Annotated in this window: 16 protein-coding genes; 9 read left to right on the top strand and 7 right to left on the bottom strand. The window is 30.8% G+C overall.

Going from position 1 to position 15,069, the window contains the following annotated elements; translation table 11 throughout:
- The first annotated feature begins 29 nt into the window (after positions 1-29).
- From ACKGJI_RS06030 to mnmH, 4 genes are read left to right on the top strand one after another with little or no spacing between them, the layout of a single operon-like run.
- Positions 30-1,241: a tetratricopeptide repeat protein gene (locus ACKGJI_RS06030; protein WP_458699364.1), complete on the top strand. Its 1,212-nt coding sequence runs from the start codon at positions 30-32 to the stop codon at positions 1,239-1,241.
- A complete protein-coding gene (gene trpC, locus ACKGJI_RS06025) occupies positions 1,238-2,023 on the top strand; it encodes an indole-3-glycerol phosphate synthase TrpC (protein ID WP_458699362.1) in 786 nt (261 codons plus the stop codon). The genes ACKGJI_RS06030 and trpC overlap by 4 nt, the downstream gene beginning before the upstream one ends.
- Positions 2,023-2,511, top strand: a complete 489-nt coding sequence (locus ACKGJI_RS06020; RefSeq protein WP_458699360.1) for an HIT family protein — start codon at positions 2,023-2,025, stop codon at positions 2,509-2,511. The genes trpC and ACKGJI_RS06020 overlap by 1 nt, the downstream gene beginning before the upstream one ends.
- Entirely contained in the window at positions 2,505-3,515 is a 1,011-nt protein-coding gene (mnmH, locus tag ACKGJI_RS06015) for a tRNA 2-selenouridine(34) synthase MnmH (RefSeq protein WP_458699358.1), read from the top strand. Before ACKGJI_RS06020 ends, mnmH begins: the two co-directional genes overlap by 7 nt.
- Here the strand turns inward: mnmH and ACKGJI_RS06010 are convergent.
- The 7 genes from ACKGJI_RS06010 to ACKGJI_RS05980 are packed head-to-tail and all read right to left on the bottom strand — an operon-like array spanning position 3,451 to position 8,240.
- Positions 3,451-4,137, bottom strand: a complete 687-nt coding sequence (locus ACKGJI_RS06010; protein ID WP_458699356.1) for an energy-coupling factor ABC transporter ATP-binding protein — start codon at positions 4,135-4,137, stop codon at positions 3,451-3,453. The two genes, mnmH and ACKGJI_RS06010, sit on opposite strands and share 65 nt — an antisense overlap.
- On the bottom strand, positions 4,134-4,847 hold the full coding sequence (locus tag ACKGJI_RS06005) for an energy-coupling factor transporter transmembrane component T family protein (RefSeq protein ID WP_458699354.1): 714 nt from the start codon (positions 4,845-4,847) through the stop codon (positions 4,134-4,136). The genes ACKGJI_RS06010 and ACKGJI_RS06005 overlap by 4 nt, the downstream gene beginning before the upstream one ends.
- A complete protein-coding gene (locus tag ACKGJI_RS06000; protein WP_458699352.1) occupies positions 4,778-5,170 on the bottom strand; it encodes a hypothetical protein in 393 nt (130 codons plus the stop codon). The genes ACKGJI_RS06005 and ACKGJI_RS06000 overlap by 70 nt, the downstream gene beginning before the upstream one ends.
- Positions 5,167-5,766 (bottom strand): cobalt transporter CbiM, encoded by a 600-nt coding sequence (cbiM, locus tag ACKGJI_RS05995; RefSeq protein ID WP_458699350.1) that lies wholly within the window; start codon positions 5,764-5,766, stop codon positions 5,167-5,169. The genes ACKGJI_RS06000 and cbiM overlap by 4 nt, the downstream gene beginning before the upstream one ends.
- Positions 5,766-6,512 (bottom strand): DUF4198 domain-containing protein, encoded by a 747-nt coding sequence (locus tag ACKGJI_RS05990; RefSeq protein ID WP_458699348.1) that lies wholly within the window; start codon positions 6,510-6,512, stop codon positions 5,766-5,768. Before ACKGJI_RS05990 ends, cbiM begins: the two co-directional genes overlap by 1 nt.
- A 52-nt stretch (positions 6,513-6,564) precedes the next feature.
- The gene (pdxA, locus tag ACKGJI_RS05985; protein ID WP_458699346.1) at positions 6,565-7,470 is read right to left on the bottom strand and encodes a 4-hydroxythreonine-4-phosphate dehydrogenase; all 906 of its coding nucleotides are present in this window, start codon (positions 7,468-7,470) and stop codon (positions 6,565-6,567) included.
- Positions 7,458-8,240 (bottom strand): pyridoxine 5'-phosphate synthase, encoded by a 783-nt coding sequence (locus ACKGJI_RS05980; RefSeq protein WP_458699344.1) that lies wholly within the window; start codon positions 8,238-8,240, stop codon positions 7,458-7,460. Before ACKGJI_RS05980 ends, pdxA begins: the two co-directional genes overlap by 13 nt.
- Positions 8,241-8,342: 102 nt before the next feature.
- Here ACKGJI_RS05980 and dat point away from each other — a divergent pair, with 102 nt between their 5' ends.
- From dat to ACKGJI_RS05955, 5 genes are all read left to right on the top strand, one after another.
- Complete coding sequence (gene dat, locus ACKGJI_RS05975) at positions 8,343-9,203, top strand: D-amino-acid transaminase (RefSeq protein WP_458699342.1); 861 nt, start codon at positions 8,343-8,345, stop codon at positions 9,201-9,203.
- A gap of 292 nt (positions 9,204-9,495) precedes the next feature.
- A complete protein-coding gene (thiC, locus tag ACKGJI_RS05970) occupies positions 9,496-11,364 on the top strand; it encodes a phosphomethylpyrimidine synthase ThiC (protein WP_458699340.1) in 1,869 nt (622 codons plus the stop codon).
- 1 nt (position 11,365) lies between these two features.
- A complete protein-coding gene (locus ACKGJI_RS05965) occupies positions 11,366-12,136 on the top strand; it encodes a HisA/HisF-related TIM barrel protein (RefSeq protein ID WP_458699338.1) in 771 nt (256 codons plus the stop codon).
- Positions 12,129-13,256, top strand: coding sequence for a 2-iminoacetate synthase ThiH (gene thiH / locus ACKGJI_RS05960; protein WP_458699336.1), 1,128 nt, complete (start codon positions 12,129-12,131; stop codon positions 13,254-13,256). The genes ACKGJI_RS05965 and thiH overlap by 8 nt, the downstream gene beginning before the upstream one ends.
- A gap of 117 nt (positions 13,257-13,373) precedes the next feature.
- Complete coding sequence (locus ACKGJI_RS05955; protein WP_458699334.1) at positions 13,374-15,065, top strand: acetolactate synthase large subunit; 1,692 nt, start codon at positions 13,374-13,376, stop codon at positions 15,063-15,065.
- Positions 15,066-15,069 lie beyond the last annotated feature (4 nt).

Here is a 15,069-nt window from a genome sequence, read left to right as displayed (position 1 = left end):
TTGTTATTTTTTTAATCGCGGGATGTTCTTTGAGAGAGCCAAGTAGTAAAATTGGTAAAAAAAGCTTTGAAAATGAAGATTATCTTATACTTTTAGCTTTAGAGTATCAGCAAAATGGAGATATAAAAAACGCTATAAAAGTTTATAATACGCTATATGAAAAATCACATAAGATAAACTATTTGATTGAATCTGCAAAGATTTCATTTTTATCAAAAGATATGAAAAGAACTGAAAAACTTTTAAAAGAAGCTCTAAAACAAGAACCAGAAAATGAAGAATTAAAGCGAATAGAAATTGGATTTTTAACAAGACAAGGTAATTTAAAAGAAGCAGAAAAAAAGATTTTAGAACTTTTAAAAAAGAATAAGTCAACGACATATTTAAAGATAGCTGGAAGTATATATTTTCAAATGAAATCATATGATTTAGCTTTGAAGTATTTTGAAAGTGCATATAAACAAGAGCAAGATTCAAGTTCATTACTAAATATAGTAGAGATTTTATATAATTATTTAGATAAAAAAGATGATGCTATAGCACTTCTTGAAACTCATATCAGAATGCAATCTTGTGATGAAAAAACATGCTTTAAACTCATTGAGATATATGGCAAAGAAAAAAATATTGATGGGATAATTTCAACATATAAAAAACTCTATAAAAGATACAAAGATGATGATTTTGCAAAAAAGATTGTCGAGCTTTACATGTATAAAAAAGATAGAGATGGTGCAATTAACTTTTTAAAGCAAAGTGGTTACAATCAAGAAATGTTACTTGATATATATGTATCTCTAAAAGATTTTAAAAATGCATATAAGATTGCAAGAAAACTATATAAAGATACTAATAAAATAGATTATCTAGGGAAAATGGCAATTTATGAGTATGAAACATACAAAGATGGTATAAACAAAAAAAGATTAAATTCTATATCAGATAAATTTGAAAAAGTGATTTCAAAATTATATGAGCCTCTTTATTTGAATTATTACGGATATCTTTTAATTGATCATGATTTAAATGCTAAAAAAGGAATAAAATTAGTCAAGGAAGCTTTATTAAAAGAACCAGATTCTCCATTTTACTTGGATTCTTTAGCATGGGGATATTATAAAATTGGAAAGTGTAAGGAAGCCAAAAAAATCATGGATGAACTTGTAAAAGGCTCTAAAGAAGAAGAAATAATTATGCATTGGAAAAAGATAAATGAATGTAGTAAAGGTAAAAATAAATGATTTTAGATGAGATAATTAAAAAAACAAAAGATGATTTAGAAAAAAGAAAGGCAAAATATAGTCTTGATTGGCTAGGAAGAAGTCTTGCTTTTAATCCATTTATGCCAAGAGATGTAAAACCTTATCTAAAAGCTACCAAAGAAAATCCTTACAGGATTATTGCTGAAGTAAAAAAAGCAAGCCCTAGTAAAGGTATAATAAGAGAAGATTTTGATCCACTTTTCATAGCAAAAGAGTATGAAAGTGGTGGGGCAAGTGCTATTAGTGTTTTAACTGAACCTCATTTTTTTAAAGGTGACATAGAGTATTTAACAGGTATTAGAAGATATGTTGGAACTCCGCTTTTAAGAAAAGATTTTATTGTAGATGAGTATCAAGTTTTAGAAGCTTTGGTTTATGGAGCTGATTTTATACTTTTAATTGCAAAGGCTCTTAGTAAAAAAGAGTTAAAATCATTGCTTGAGTATGCTTGGAGATTGGGATTAGAAGCACTAGTTGAGATTCACGATAAAGAAGACTTGACAAAAGCTATATTTGCAGGAGCAAATATCATAGGTATAAATCATAGAAATTTAGAAACTTTTGAAATGGATATGAATTTGACTGAAAAACTTATGCCTCTTATCCCAAATACTAAAATTATAGTAGCTGAGAGTGGCTTAAATGATAAAAAAACAATTGAGCATCTAAGTAAAGTTGGAGCAGATGCCTTTTTGATTGGTGAGCATTTTATGAGAAAAGAAAATATTTCTGTTGCTTTAAAAGAATTGGTAAAAGTCTGATGGATTATCTTTACGCTCCTTGGAGAGATGAATACATCAAAAATGAAGATGTAGGTTGTCCTTTTTGCTATGCTATAAAACATCAAGACAAAGATGAAGAATTAGGTGTACTTTTTAGAGGTAAAAATTGTTTTTTAATTATGAACAAATACCCTTATACACCTGGACATTTTATGGTTGTTCCAAATCTACATGTAGATGCTATTGAAAAGCTCGATAAGCAAATATGGCTTGAGATGAGTGAGTATGTACAAAAATCAGTAAAAATACTTAAAAATGACTTTAAAGCACAAGGAGTAAATATTGGTATGAATTTAGGAGATGCTGGAGGTGCTGGTATTAGCGAGCATGTTCATTATCATATCGTTCCTAGATGGAAAAAAGATACGAACTTCATTACTTCAATTTCAAATACTAGGGTTTACTCAACTGATTTTCATGAAATATACAAAAAACTTAAGAAAATTGTAGAAAAAAATCTATGTTAAAAGAAATCTTAGCCGATGAATTTATGGCAAGTGATTTTGATTTAATCATTGATGCTAGAAGCCCAAAAGAATTTAATGAATCACACATGCCAAATGCTCGTAATTTATATGCACTAAATGATAATGAGCATGAAGAAATAGGTACTATGTATGTTAGAAAATCAAAAAACAGAGCAAAAGTATTGGGAGCTAGTTATATATGTAAAAATGCTTCAGAACACTTAAAATATATTGGTGAAAATTTTAAAATTGGAAGTAAAATAGGAATTTATTGTGCTAGAGGAGGGCTTCGCTCAACCTCTATTGCTACTATTTTGTCTTTTACTGGCTATAGAGTTTATAAGATTGAAAATGGATATAAAGGCTATAGAAGATATGTTTTGGATTATTTAGAAGATTTTCCTCACAAAAATTTTATAACTCTTGGTGGAAATACAGGATGTGGAAAGAGTGAGTTAATAAGAAAGTTAAAACCTAGTCTCGACCTTGAAGCTCTAGCAAATCATTTTGGCTCAACTTTTGGTCTTATGAATGGAGCTCAACCATCACAAAAACAGTTTCAAAATGATTTAGCGTACCAATTAAAAAATATAGATCAAAATGCTTGGATTTTTGTAGAGGGTGAGAGTAAAAAAATAGGCTCAATCATTCAATCTGATCTTTTTTACGAAAGAATTCAAAATAGTATTAGAGTTGAAATTACTGCACCACTTGAACAAAGGGTTGAAAGAATACTCAAAGATTATGTAAATATTGATGATGAGTATTTTTATAATTCTATGGAAAAAATAAAGCCTTATATAAAGAAAAATTCAAGACTTGAAGCAATAGAATTTTACAAAAAAGGTGATTTGGCTAAAGTGGCCGAAATTTTACTTGTTGATTACTATGATAAGGTTTATAAAAAACCATCGAAAGTTGATTATGTTATAGATAATTCTAATGAGAATGATGCTTTGGAGCGTCTTTTAGAGTTGCAACAAGCTTTAAGCCATCGTCCGTGATTTCATAGATTCTATCTACAATAGAATCGATAAATTCTCTATGATGGGAAACAATTATGATGCTTTTATCTATACTTTTTAATATCTCAACAAGTTTTAACTGAACATTTTTATCTAGTCCATTAGTTGGTTCATCCAATAGCATAAGCTTTGGCTCAGTCACCAAAACTCCAGCTAGAGCTACAAGCTTTTTTTCTCCTCCAGACAGGTTATAAATGATTTTATCTTTTAAATGCTCAATTCCAAAGTCTCTTAACATCATAGTTGCTTTTAACAAAGCTTTTTGTTCATCCATACCACCACTTAAAAGAGAAAATGCCACATCATCTAAAACAGTTGGTGCTAAAAATTGATTATCCGAATTTTGAAAAAGATAGCCTATCAAATCTCTTATAGGTTTAAAATCCTTTTCACTATTTATTTTATTGTGAAAAATCTCAAGTGAACCACTACTTTTTTTCTTTAATCCAGCAATAATATCAAGCAAAGTTGTTTTTCCACAACCATTTGGCCCTATGATTGCTATTTTTTCTTTGTGAGATACATTTAAATTTATATTTTTACAAAGTATCTTTTCATCATTTCCATAAGATAAATTTGTTAAAGTAACTGAACAGCTCATAAACTAACCTTTGCAAAGATAAGGGAAAAAATTACACTAAAAAATATAACTAAATCCAATATTGTATATTTGTCTTTTTTTGATTGATAAATTTTGCCATTAAAATTTCTCAAAATCATACTATTTTTTAACTTTTCTGCTCTATCAAAGCATTTAACGATAAGCATACCAATAATATTTGCATATACTTTATAGCTAAATAAATCTGTTTTAGATTTAAAATTTCTAACTTTTAGTGTTTTTTTAGTAATATCAAGCTCATTTTTTATGATTATTATAAATTTGCCAACAAAGAAAAACAAAGATACTAATTTATCAGGAAATTTCAAACTTTGTAAAGCTCCTGCAATTTCAAAAAATGATTTATTGTGAAATGTTAATAGAGCAAATAAAATAATAGCATTTGCTCTTAGTCCAATCAACAAAGCATAGTTATAATCTTTGTGAATTATGCTACTTATTACCATGATAGCTATAAATATATTTAAAAAGAGCACTTTTTTTAATATTCCTAATAAAGCTTTTCTTTTAATTATCATTAGCAACAATGTAGGAATAAAAAGACTAACGTATACTTGATTAAAAAAAGATAGTCCAAAACTGTATATTATAGTGTTAATTAAACCAAACGATGAAGATATCACCTTTTTAAAAACCTCAAGGCTGAAAAAATTAATGCAATAATACCTAATGCCATAAAAATTCGCCATAAAGACTCATTTTGATCTTCTGAAATTAAATCATTTTCACTTTCATAATAAACTCTATTTTTATGTCCAATTGAGCCAACTACATCAATATAAACATTTTTTGAAACAAATGGAAAGTCTGCTTCACCTTTGGTATCAGTTTTGCCTTCAAATAATACCTTTTCATCTTTATCAAGTATTTTTACTTGACAATTTTGACAAAAAGAGCTTTTTGTAAAATAACTCTTTACATGTAGAGTTTTTCCATCGTCATCTCCTAAGACATAAAGCTTATGTGCGCATAAAGAATTTAAAAGAAGTATAAATAAAAACAATATTCTCATTTAATACTCCTAAAAATCTTAGGATAAACTTTTTCTAAAAATAAAATAGCAAACATTGTGATAAAACCTTCTATGAACATAACAGGTACATTTGAGATAAAAGCAACTTTTGCAGCTGAGATTAGCGCATCACCATTTAAAGCAAGAGCAAGAGATAGCATAAGTGCAGAGAGTGCAACTGGTAAAAAACCTACACAAAAATACTGCATTTTTTTAAGCCAACTACTCTTTACATGTAAAGAAAAAATAGCATAAGCAAAAAGTGCTGGAATTGCCATATTAAAAACATTTACTCCAAGTGTACTTACACCACCATATCCAAACATTAAACCTTGTAACAAAAGAGCAATACCAATTGATATAAAAGCTCTAATGCCTAGTATCGCTCCTATTATGCCGTTTAGTACCAAATGAACTGATGTTGGACCTACTGGTATATGTATGAATGAGCCAATAAAAAACAGTGCAGAAAAAACTGCTACCAAAGGTATCTCTTCGTTTTTAAGCTTTTTAAGAGCATAAACAGTTATAGCCGTAGATATAACTGCTCCTGTTATAAGAATTTCTGGTTTTAAAATTCCTTCACTAATATGCATTATTTCATCTCGTAAGTTTTAAGCCAATAAACAGCACCAAGTTCAACAGGATACTCTTTTCCATCTTTTTTAATTTTTACATCATCATCAATGAGTGCTGCAAATCCCCACCATCCACTTTTTGGCATAACAAAACTAAAAATTCCATTTTTATCAGTTTTTATAACTTGTGTTATATGATTGTCTGTCGGTGCTTTTAGTTTACTGCCTTTGTTTAAGTATTCAACTTCAACAGTTACATTTGAAGCTGGTTTTCCCTTGTAGTAAACTACTCCTTTAAAAATATTTCCGCTATATAAACTATATGGTCTAACAAGTGGTACAATCTCTGCTTTTAGCCCAAGCTTTGCATCCCAACCTTCACCAGCATTGTAAGCATCAATAACTGTTTTAGTAATATGATGGATAAATTTGCCTTCACTAGGTTCAAAATATGGTTTTGGATCAACAAAATAGATATAATCCCCAATATCCTTAAACTTTGTTTTATAGCTCCAAGCTTGATATCCCTCTATCTTTTCGGATGTTAATTTATCTGTCAAATCAACTTTTTTACCATCCAAAAAATAACCAAAGAAATCTGGTTTTGCCATATTCATATAGTTTTGCTCAAATGGATGCATAAACTTTAACTCAATGTTTTGTTTCTTACTAGAAGTAACAACATCATTTTGAGGCAGTATCGCTTGAAAATGTGCTTCAAGAAGTGTAGTAACAAATACGAGTACCATTAGTAATATTTTCAAAATATTCTCCTTATTGAGTAATACTAATAATTTATTTGTATTATGTCACTATTTATCTTAAGGAAAGTTTAATTGCATATTTGATTGCATTTATAAAACTTATATTTAAAGGTTTTTTAAACTTATATGCAATATCAAAAGCCGTTCCATGATCAACAGAAGTTCTAATGATTCCAGTATTTAGACTTACATTGATACTTTCATCAAAATACAATGCTTTAAGTGGAGTTAATCCTTGGTCGTGATACATACAGACAAAATGAGTATATTTTTCTCTATTTCTTTTTGTAAATGCAATATCAGGTACCATTGGACCATGAAATATCTCTTTTTCTAACTTCTTGTTTGCCTTTTTAATTGCTTTTTTTATCTTTTTATCTTCATCTCCAATAACTCCATTATCTCCAGCGTGAGGATTTAATCCAAGTACTGCTATATTTTCTACATGTAAAGAATCATAAACTTTTAAAAAGAATTTCTTTAGCTTTTTAGTTTTGATTTTTTTTGCTATTTCTTTGATTGGGATATGATGGGTATAAAGGATTACAAATAATTTTTCACAACCAAGCATCATGATAGCCTTTTTACTCAAAGCATCAGTATGTCCAATAAATGGAACATTTGCTTTTGACCATGATTCTTTATTAATTGGAAGTGTAACAATGGCATCAGCTTCACCACTTTTTGCTAGATTTATAGCTCTTAAAAAACTAGTGTAAGAAAATTCTCCAGATTCTTTAGTGCTAACTCCAGGAGTGATTTCAAATACATCTCCACACTCACTACATGTAAAATCACTTGGAATCTCTTTTTTTAACAGTTTTGCACCTTTTTCAAGCATGGTTTTATTGATACAGTATATTGGTTTACAAATTTGTTTAATCTCTTCGTGTGAATTTAAAGCAATCTCAAGCCCAATGCCATTAATATCCCCAATGCTAATAGCTATCTTTTGCATAAATCAATCATCTCTTTTACAGCATTTTTAAAGCCTACAAACACACTTTTTGCGATGATACTTTGGCCAATATTAAGTTCAATAATTTCTGGAATCTTTACTATTTCATTAACATTTTGATAGTTTAGTCCATGCCCAGCTGCAACTTTTAACTCCAAAGAGTCTGCTAGTTTTGCTGATTCTTTTAACTCATTTAGTGCAGCCTCTAATTTTACATGTAGCTCATTTCTTGGTAAATCTAACTCTTTTATAGAATGAGGTGTATTTTTAAGATTTGAAAATAGCATTGCGTATATGTTTGCATAACTTCCAGTATGAAGCTCCACCCACTGTGCATTTAAACTTTTTGCCATTTTGATTTGATACATATTTGGATCTATAAAAACTGATAATTCAATATTTGCTTCTTGAAGTCTTTTACTTACTTCATCAATTTTTGCAAAGTTTTTTATCAAATCAAGTCCACCTTCAGTTGTAACTTCTTCTCTTTTTTCAGGAACCAATGTAACTCTATGAGGATTCATATCTATTACAGTATCAATAATTTCATCATCAATTGCACATTCCATATTTACAGGAAGTTGTGAGTTTTCAATGATCCTTAATGCATCTAAATCATTGATATGTCTTCTGTCTTCTCTTAAATGAATCGTAATTTGATTTGCACCTGCTCTTTTAACTAAACTAACTGCATCTAATGGATCTGGATCATTTATCTTTCTAGCTTCCCTTAAAACTGCAATATGGTCAATATTAACACCCAATAGCATTTTTTATCCTTTTTTTATTGAATTCTATCAAAAAAAACTTGAATTAGTTTAATTTTAGGTAATTTGGTATAAACTTGTATAAATTTTTATGGAGAAAATATTATGAGTGATATTGTTTTTTTAAATGGAGAGTATCTAAAAAAAGATGAAGCTAAAGTTTCAATCTTTGATAGAGGATTTTTATTTGGAGATGGAGTTTATGAAGTAGTTCCTGTTGTAAATTCTGTTGTACTAGATAAAGAGCCATTTTTAGAAAGATTTGAGAGAAGTTTGGGAGAAATAGACCTAGCATGGCCTATTAGTAAAGATGAATTTTTAGTCATGATTAATGAACTAATCAAAAGAAATAATTTAAAAGAGGGTGGAGTATATATGCAAGTTACTCGCGGTGTTGCTCCTCGCCAATTTTATTATCCAAGTGATACACCAACTACTGTTATGGCATTTGTTTTTGAAAAAAATGTCATAGACAATCCACAAGCAGAAGATGGAGTTAAAGTTGTTACAGTTGAAGATATTAGATGGAAAAGAAGAGATATAAAATCAATCGCTCTTTTAGCTCAATGTGTAGCCAAAGAACAGGCTCATAGGGCTGGTGCATTTGAAGGTTGGATGGTTGAAAATGGATTTGTAACTGAAGGTACTTCATCATCAGCTTATATTGTAAAAGATGGCGCAATCATTACTAGGCCTTTGTCAAATTCAATTTTACCTGGAATTAGAAGAAAATTGCTTGTTGAGTTAGCTCAAAACCATAATATACCACTTATTGAAAGACCTTTTACTCCTGAAGAAGCATATGAAGCAGATGAGGCATTTTTATCAAGTGCTACTACTTTTGTTTTACCTATAGTAGAGCTTGATGGCAAAAAAATAGGTGATGGAAAACCTGGACCTATTTATAAAAAGATGAGAGAAATGTATATAAAATCAGCTTTAGAAATTGCTGGAGTTTCTTTATAATACTGCATATACATACGACTTCTTCTAGTTAAATTCTAGAAGAAGTCGTATCATAAAAATTTTATACAAAATTTTCTTTTAAGTTTATTTTTTGCTACTAAGAGTATAATTCACTTCTCGTATCATTGTCTGTGGGGGTGCTGCGTATACCCATCCTAGACCAAAGAAACGCTATTATGCGTTACTTTTATTTAGGATTGTATAAATGGCTGAGATAATACCCTAAGAGAGCTATTAATGTAGTTCTAGTGAACCTGATCCCGGTAATGCGGGCGTAGGAAAAGGAGATAAAGTGAGTAAAGTACTCGACAACCTAGAAAAAGTAAATTCAGCGTATGTGGAAAATTTTCCAAATTCAAAAAAAATATATCTAAGTGGCTCAAGGGAAGATATAAAAGTACCTATGAGAGAGATAACTCTTAGTGAGACAAAAAAAAGTGATGGTAGTATAGAAGAAAATCCACCTTTACATGTATATGATACTTCAGGGGCATATACTGATCCAAATGAAAACATTGATCTTCATGTTGGTCTTAAGTCGATACGAAAAAATTGGATTTTAGAAAGAGATGATACCGAAGAGTTAGAAGATTTTTCTTCAAAGTATTTCCATAAGAGATATGAAAATGAAGAGTTAAATTCTCTTAGATTTCCGAATATAAAAAAGCCAAGAAGAGCAAAAAAAGGCAAAAATGTCAGCCAAATGTATTATGCTAAACAAGGCATAATTACTCCCGAAATGGAATATATAGCTATCAGAGAAAATTGCAACCTAGAACTTGCAAGAAAAAACAATATCCTAGGGGCACAACATAAAGGAGAAGCTTTTGGTGCCAATATACCAGAAATTTATACTCCTGAATTTGTAAGAGATGAAGTAGCAGCTGGAAGAGCTGTAATTCCTGCAAATATTAACCATCCTGAGATTGAACCTATGATTATTGGTAGAAACTTTATGGTTAAAGTAAATGCTAACATTGGTAACTCAGCAACTACTTCATCAATAGAAGAAGAAGTAGAAAAAATGATTTGGGCTACCAGATGGGGTGCTGATACTGTTATGGATCTCTCAACAGGAAAAAACATTCATGAAACAAGAGAGTGGATCATAAGAAATTCAGCTGTTCCAATTGGTACTGTTCCGATTTATCAAGCATTAGAAAAAGTTAATGGTGTTGCAGAAGATTTAACTTGGGAAGTTTTTAGAGATACTTTAATCGAGCAGGCTGAACAAGGGGTTGATTACTTTACTATTCATGCTGGTGTTAGACTTGCTTATGTTCCAATGACAGCAAAAAGATTGACTGGGATTGTATCTCGTGGTGGATCAATCATGGCTAAATGGTGTTTATATCATCACAAAGAAAGTTTTTTATATGAGCATTTTGAAGAAATTTGTGAAATCATGAAGTCTTATGACGTAGCTTTTTCACTTGGTGATGGACTTCGTCCTGGCTCAATTTATGATGCAAATGATGAAGCTCAGTTTGCAGAACTTGAAACTCTCGGTGAATTAACTAAAATCGCTTGGAAACATGATGTTCAAGTCATGATAGAAGGTCCTGGTCATGTTCCTATGCAAAAAATAAAAGAAAATATGACTAAAGAATTAGAAGATTGTTTTGAAGCTCCTTTTTACACACTTGGACCATTAGTAACTGATGTTGCACCTGGATATGATCATATAACTTCAGCAATTGGTGCAGCTCAAATTGGTTGGTACGGAACAGCAATGCTTTGTTATGTTACTCCAAAAGAGCATTTAGGTCTTCCAAATAAAGAAGATGTAAAAGAGGGAATTATTACCTATAAGATTGCAGCTCATGCAGCAGATTTAGCAAAAGGATTGCCAGGTGCGCAAATAAGAGATAATGCAATGAGTAAAGCTAGATTCGAATTTCGTTGGTATGATCAATTCAATATAGGATTTGACCCTGATAGAGCTAGAGAATATCATGATGATACACTGCCAGCTCAAAATGCAAAAGTTGCACATTTTTGTTCTATGTGTGGACCAAAATTTTGTTCTATGAAAATTTCTCAAGATGTAAAAGATTATGCACAAGAAATTGGTGCCAAAGATGAAAAAGAAGCATTAGAAATTGGTATGCAAGAGCAAGCAGAAAACTTTAAAAAGGCTGGTGGGGAGATTTACAAGTAAGATGAGTGATAAACTAATATTAGGCGGCGTTGAATTTAATAGCCGCCTTTTTACAGGCACTGGAAAATTTCCTGATAAGAACTGGATACCTAAAATTTTGGAATCAAGTAAGTCAGAGATGATTACTGTTGCTCTAAGAAGAGTTGATTTTAATATGGAAGAAGAAAACATATTAAATTTTATACCAAAAGATATTGTTTTATTACCAAATACTTCTGGCGCTAGAAATCATCAAGAAGCTGTTACTATTGCAAGACTCGCAAGAGAAGCAGGGTGTGGAAATTTTATAAAAATTGAGATTATTAATGATATGAAATATCTTTTCCCAGACAACGAAGAAACTATAAAGGCTACAAAGATCCTAGCTGATGATGGTTTTGTTGTTCTACCTTACATGATGCCTGATTTGATTGCTGCAAAAAAAATGCAAGAAGCTGGAGCAGCTGCAATTATGCCTCTTGGCTCACCAATAGGCTCAAATAAGGGTTTGCAAACAAGAGAAATGATTAAAATCTTAATTGAAAATATAAACCTTCCAATAGTAGTAGATGCTGGTATTGGTAAACCTTCTCAAGCAGCAGAAGCGATGGAGCTTGGAGCAGATGCGGTTTTAGTAAACTCTGCTATTGCAAATGCTGGAAATCCAGCAATTATGGCTAAGGCATTTAAATTAAGCGTAGAAGCTGGAAGATTAGCATACTTAGCAAAACTTGCAGAAGAAAATGAAATTGCAAGTGCTTCATCACCTTTAACTGGTTTTTTAAATGAATGATTTAAAATCATATAGTAATTTTGCTGATGTCTTAAAAGAGTATGAAAATTTTGATGTTGCTAAATATTTCGAAAATGTTTCAGATTTAGATATAGAAAAATCTTTAGAGAAAGAAAATCTAAATCATTTTGATTTTTTAAATTTACTTAGCCCTAAAGCTTCTAAGTATTTAGAACAAATGGCAATAATTGCAAGAAAACATAAGATCAGACATTTTGGTAATGTAATTCAATTGTATTTACCTATTTATATTTCCAATTATTGTTCAAGCAATTGTGAGTACTGCGGTTTTAGTAAAAAAAATAAAATTAAGCGTAAACATTTAAATGAAGAAGAGATTGAAATTGAAGCTAAAGAGATAGCAAAAACTGGTATAAAACACATACTTCTTCTAACTGGAGAAGCTAAGCATTTAGCTGATTTAGATTATCTAAAGATGGCTGTTAGAGTTTTAAAGAAATACTTTAGTTCAATTTCTATCGAAATTTATCCTTTAGAAACAAGTGAGTATAGTGAACTTAAAAACTTAGGTGTAGATGGGCTTACTATTTACCAAGAGGTTTATGATAAAAACATTTATGCTAAAGTTCACACTTCAGGAGAAAAAACAAACTACATGTATAGACTTGAAGCTCCTGAGCGAGGAGCTAAAGCTAACTTTAGAGCAATTAACATTGGAGTTTTATTTGGCTTAGCAGACATCCATAAAGAAGCTTTTTTAAGTGGTCTTCACGCTAAGTATCTGATGGATAAATACCTGGATATTGAAATTTCTTTATCACTGCCTAGAATCAATAGGGCTGAAGGTAATTTTATTCCAAAATATACTTTAGATGATAAGACTTTTGTGCAATTCATGTTAGCTTACAGGCTTTTTATGCCAATGTGTGGGATAAACATATCAACTAGAGAAAAACCAAATTTTAGAGATAATCTAATAAATTTAGGAGTTACTAAATTTTCAGCTGGCTCAAAAACTGATGTTGGTGGATACAGTGGAAAAGATAAATCAACTGCTCAATTTGATATCTCTGATGATAGAGATGTCAAAGAAATTGTAAATATCATTAAAAGCAAAGGACAACAACCTGTTTTTAAAGATTGGGAATTAATAAGCTAAAATATTGTAAAATGGGAACCTATTTAGTATATTGCTACCTAAATTGAACTGAATAATACAAAATTTATCTTCTTTTGGGTACAATAAACGACTTTTAAAATTAGCAAAGGAGAAGTCATGGAGTTAAACGGTTCCCAAATGGTTGTTGAAGCATTAAAAAGGGAGAATGTTAAAGTCGTCTTTGGCTATCCTGGTGGTGCTATAATGAATGTTTACGATGAAGTTTACAAGCAAAACTTTTTTGAACATATCTTGACAAGACACGAGCAAGCTGCTGTTCATGCAGCTGATGGTTATGCTAGAAGTAGTGGAGATGTTGGAGTAGCATTTGTTACTAGTGGACCTGGATTTACTAATGCTGTAACAGGACTTGCAACAGCTTATATGGATTCAGTACCAATGGTTGTCATCAGTGGACAAGTACCAATTACAATGATTGGAACAGATGCTTTTCAAGAGATTGACGCTGTTGGAATTAGTAGACCTTGTGTTAAGCATAACTATTTAGTAAAAAAAGTAGAAGATTTACCAAGAATATTAAAAGAAGCATTTTATATCGCAAGAAGTGGAAGACCTGGACCTGTTCATATAGATATACCAAAAGATGTAACAGCTCAAATAGGAAAATTTGTTTATCCAGAAACTATAAAAATGAAAACTTATAAACCTACTTACAAAGGTAATGTAAGGCAAATAAAAAAAGCTGTTGAAGCTATTGCAAATGCTAAAAGACCAGTTTTATATATTGGTGGAGGTGCTATTAATTCAGGAGCAAGTGAAGCCATAATAGAGTTTGCAAAAGTAACTGGAATTCCTGCTGTTGAGACACTAATGGCAAGAGGAACGATGAAGGATGATAATCCATTACTTCTTGGAATGCTAGGAATGCACGGATGTTATAGTGCAAATATGGCTATGAGTGAAGCTGATCTTATGATAGCTTTTGGTCCTAGATTTGATGATAGGGTTACAGGAAAACTTAGCGAATTTGCAAAACATGCAAAAATAATTCATGTAGATATTGATCCAAGTAGTATTGGAAAACTTGTAAATGTTGATTATCCAATCGTTGGTGATTTAAAAAATGTTGTTGAAGGCATGATTCCATTAGCAAAAGAAAAAGTTGATTCAAGCAAATATAAAAGTTGGAGAGATTTACTAAATAGATATAATGAAATCCATCCTTTAAAATATGAAGATAGCCCTGAAGTTTTAAAACCACAATGGGTTATACAAAGAGTTGGAGAAACGTTAGGAAGTAAAGCTTTTGTAACAACTGATGTTGGTCAACACCAAATGTGGACAGCTCAGTTTTTCCCATTTAGTTTCCCAAGACAGTTTATAACTAGTGGTGGACTTGGAACTATGGGATTTGGACTTCCAGCTGCTATGGGAGTTAAAAGAGCAAATCCAAATAAAGTTTCAGTAAACTTTACAGGTGATGGCTCAATTTTAATGAATATTCAAGAGCTTATGACAGCCGTTGAGTATAATATACCTGTTGTAAATATAATTTTAAATAACCAATACTTAGGTATGGTTAGACAATGGCAAACATTTTTTTATGATAAGCGTTACTCTTCAACTGATATTGAAATTCAACCCGATTTTGTTAAACTTGTTGAGAGTTTTGGTGGAGTTGGATATAGAGTTAAAACAAAAGAAGAGTTTGATAAAGCACTAAAAGATGCAATTGAAAGTAAAAAAGTAGCTATGATAGATGTACATATAGACAGAATGGAAAATGTTCTACCAATGGTTCCAGCTGGTGGTACACTATATAATATGATGTTAGAGTATAAGGAGTAATGAA

The sequence above is a fragment of the Sulfurospirillum sp. 1307 genome (genome assembly GCF_054408545.1).
Note: the sequence above shows the minus strand (reverse complement) of the source record. Positions and strands in the feature narration are given on the sequence as shown.

Excerpts from the sequence above, each read along its gene's own strand:
- trpC (WP_458699362.1), top strand. The coding sequence starts at position 1,238 with ATGATTTTAGATGAGATAATTAAAAAAACAAAAGATGATTTAGAAAAA.
- ACKGJI_RS06020 (WP_458699360.1), top strand. The coding sequence starts at position 2,023 with ATGGATTATCTTTACGCTCCTTGGAGAGATGAATACATCAAAAATGAA.
- mnmH (WP_458699358.1), top strand. The coding sequence starts at position 2,505 with ATGTTAAAAGAAATCTTAGCCGATGAATTTATGGCAAGTGATTTTGAT.
- ACKGJI_RS06010 (WP_458699356.1), bottom strand. The coding sequence starts at position 4,137 with ATGAGCTGTTCAGTTACTTTAACAAATTTATCTTATGGAAATGATGAA.
- ACKGJI_RS06005 (WP_458699354.1), bottom strand. The coding sequence starts at position 4,847 with ATGGCGAATTTTTATGGCATTAGGTATTATTGCATTAATTTTTTCAGC.
- ACKGJI_RS06000 (WP_458699352.1), bottom strand. The coding sequence starts at position 5,170 with ATGAGAATATTGTTTTTATTTATACTTCTTTTAAATTCTTTATGCGCA.
- cbiM (WP_458699350.1), bottom strand. The coding sequence starts at position 5,766 with ATGCATATTAGTGAAGGAATTTTAAAACCAGAAATTCTTATAACAGGA.
- pdxA (WP_458699346.1), bottom strand. The coding sequence starts at position 7,470 with ATGCAAAAGATAGCTATTAGCATTGGGGATATTAATGGCATTGGGCTT.
- ACKGJI_RS05980 (WP_458699344.1), bottom strand. The coding sequence starts at position 8,240 with ATGCTATTGGGTGTTAATATTGACCATATTGCAGTTTTAAGGGAAGCT.
- dat (WP_458699342.1), top strand. The coding sequence starts at position 8,343 with ATGAGTGATATTGTTTTTTTAAATGGAGAGTATCTAAAAAAAGATGAA.
- ACKGJI_RS05965 (WP_458699338.1), top strand. The coding sequence starts at position 11,366 with ATGAGTGATAAACTAATATTAGGCGGCGTTGAATTTAATAGCCGCCTT.
- thiH (WP_458699336.1), top strand. The coding sequence starts at position 12,129 with ATGAATGATTTAAAATCATATAGTAATTTTGCTGATGTCTTAAAAGAG.
- ACKGJI_RS05955 (WP_458699334.1), top strand. The coding sequence starts at position 13,374 with ATGGAGTTAAACGGTTCCCAAATGGTTGTTGAAGCATTAAAAAGGGAG.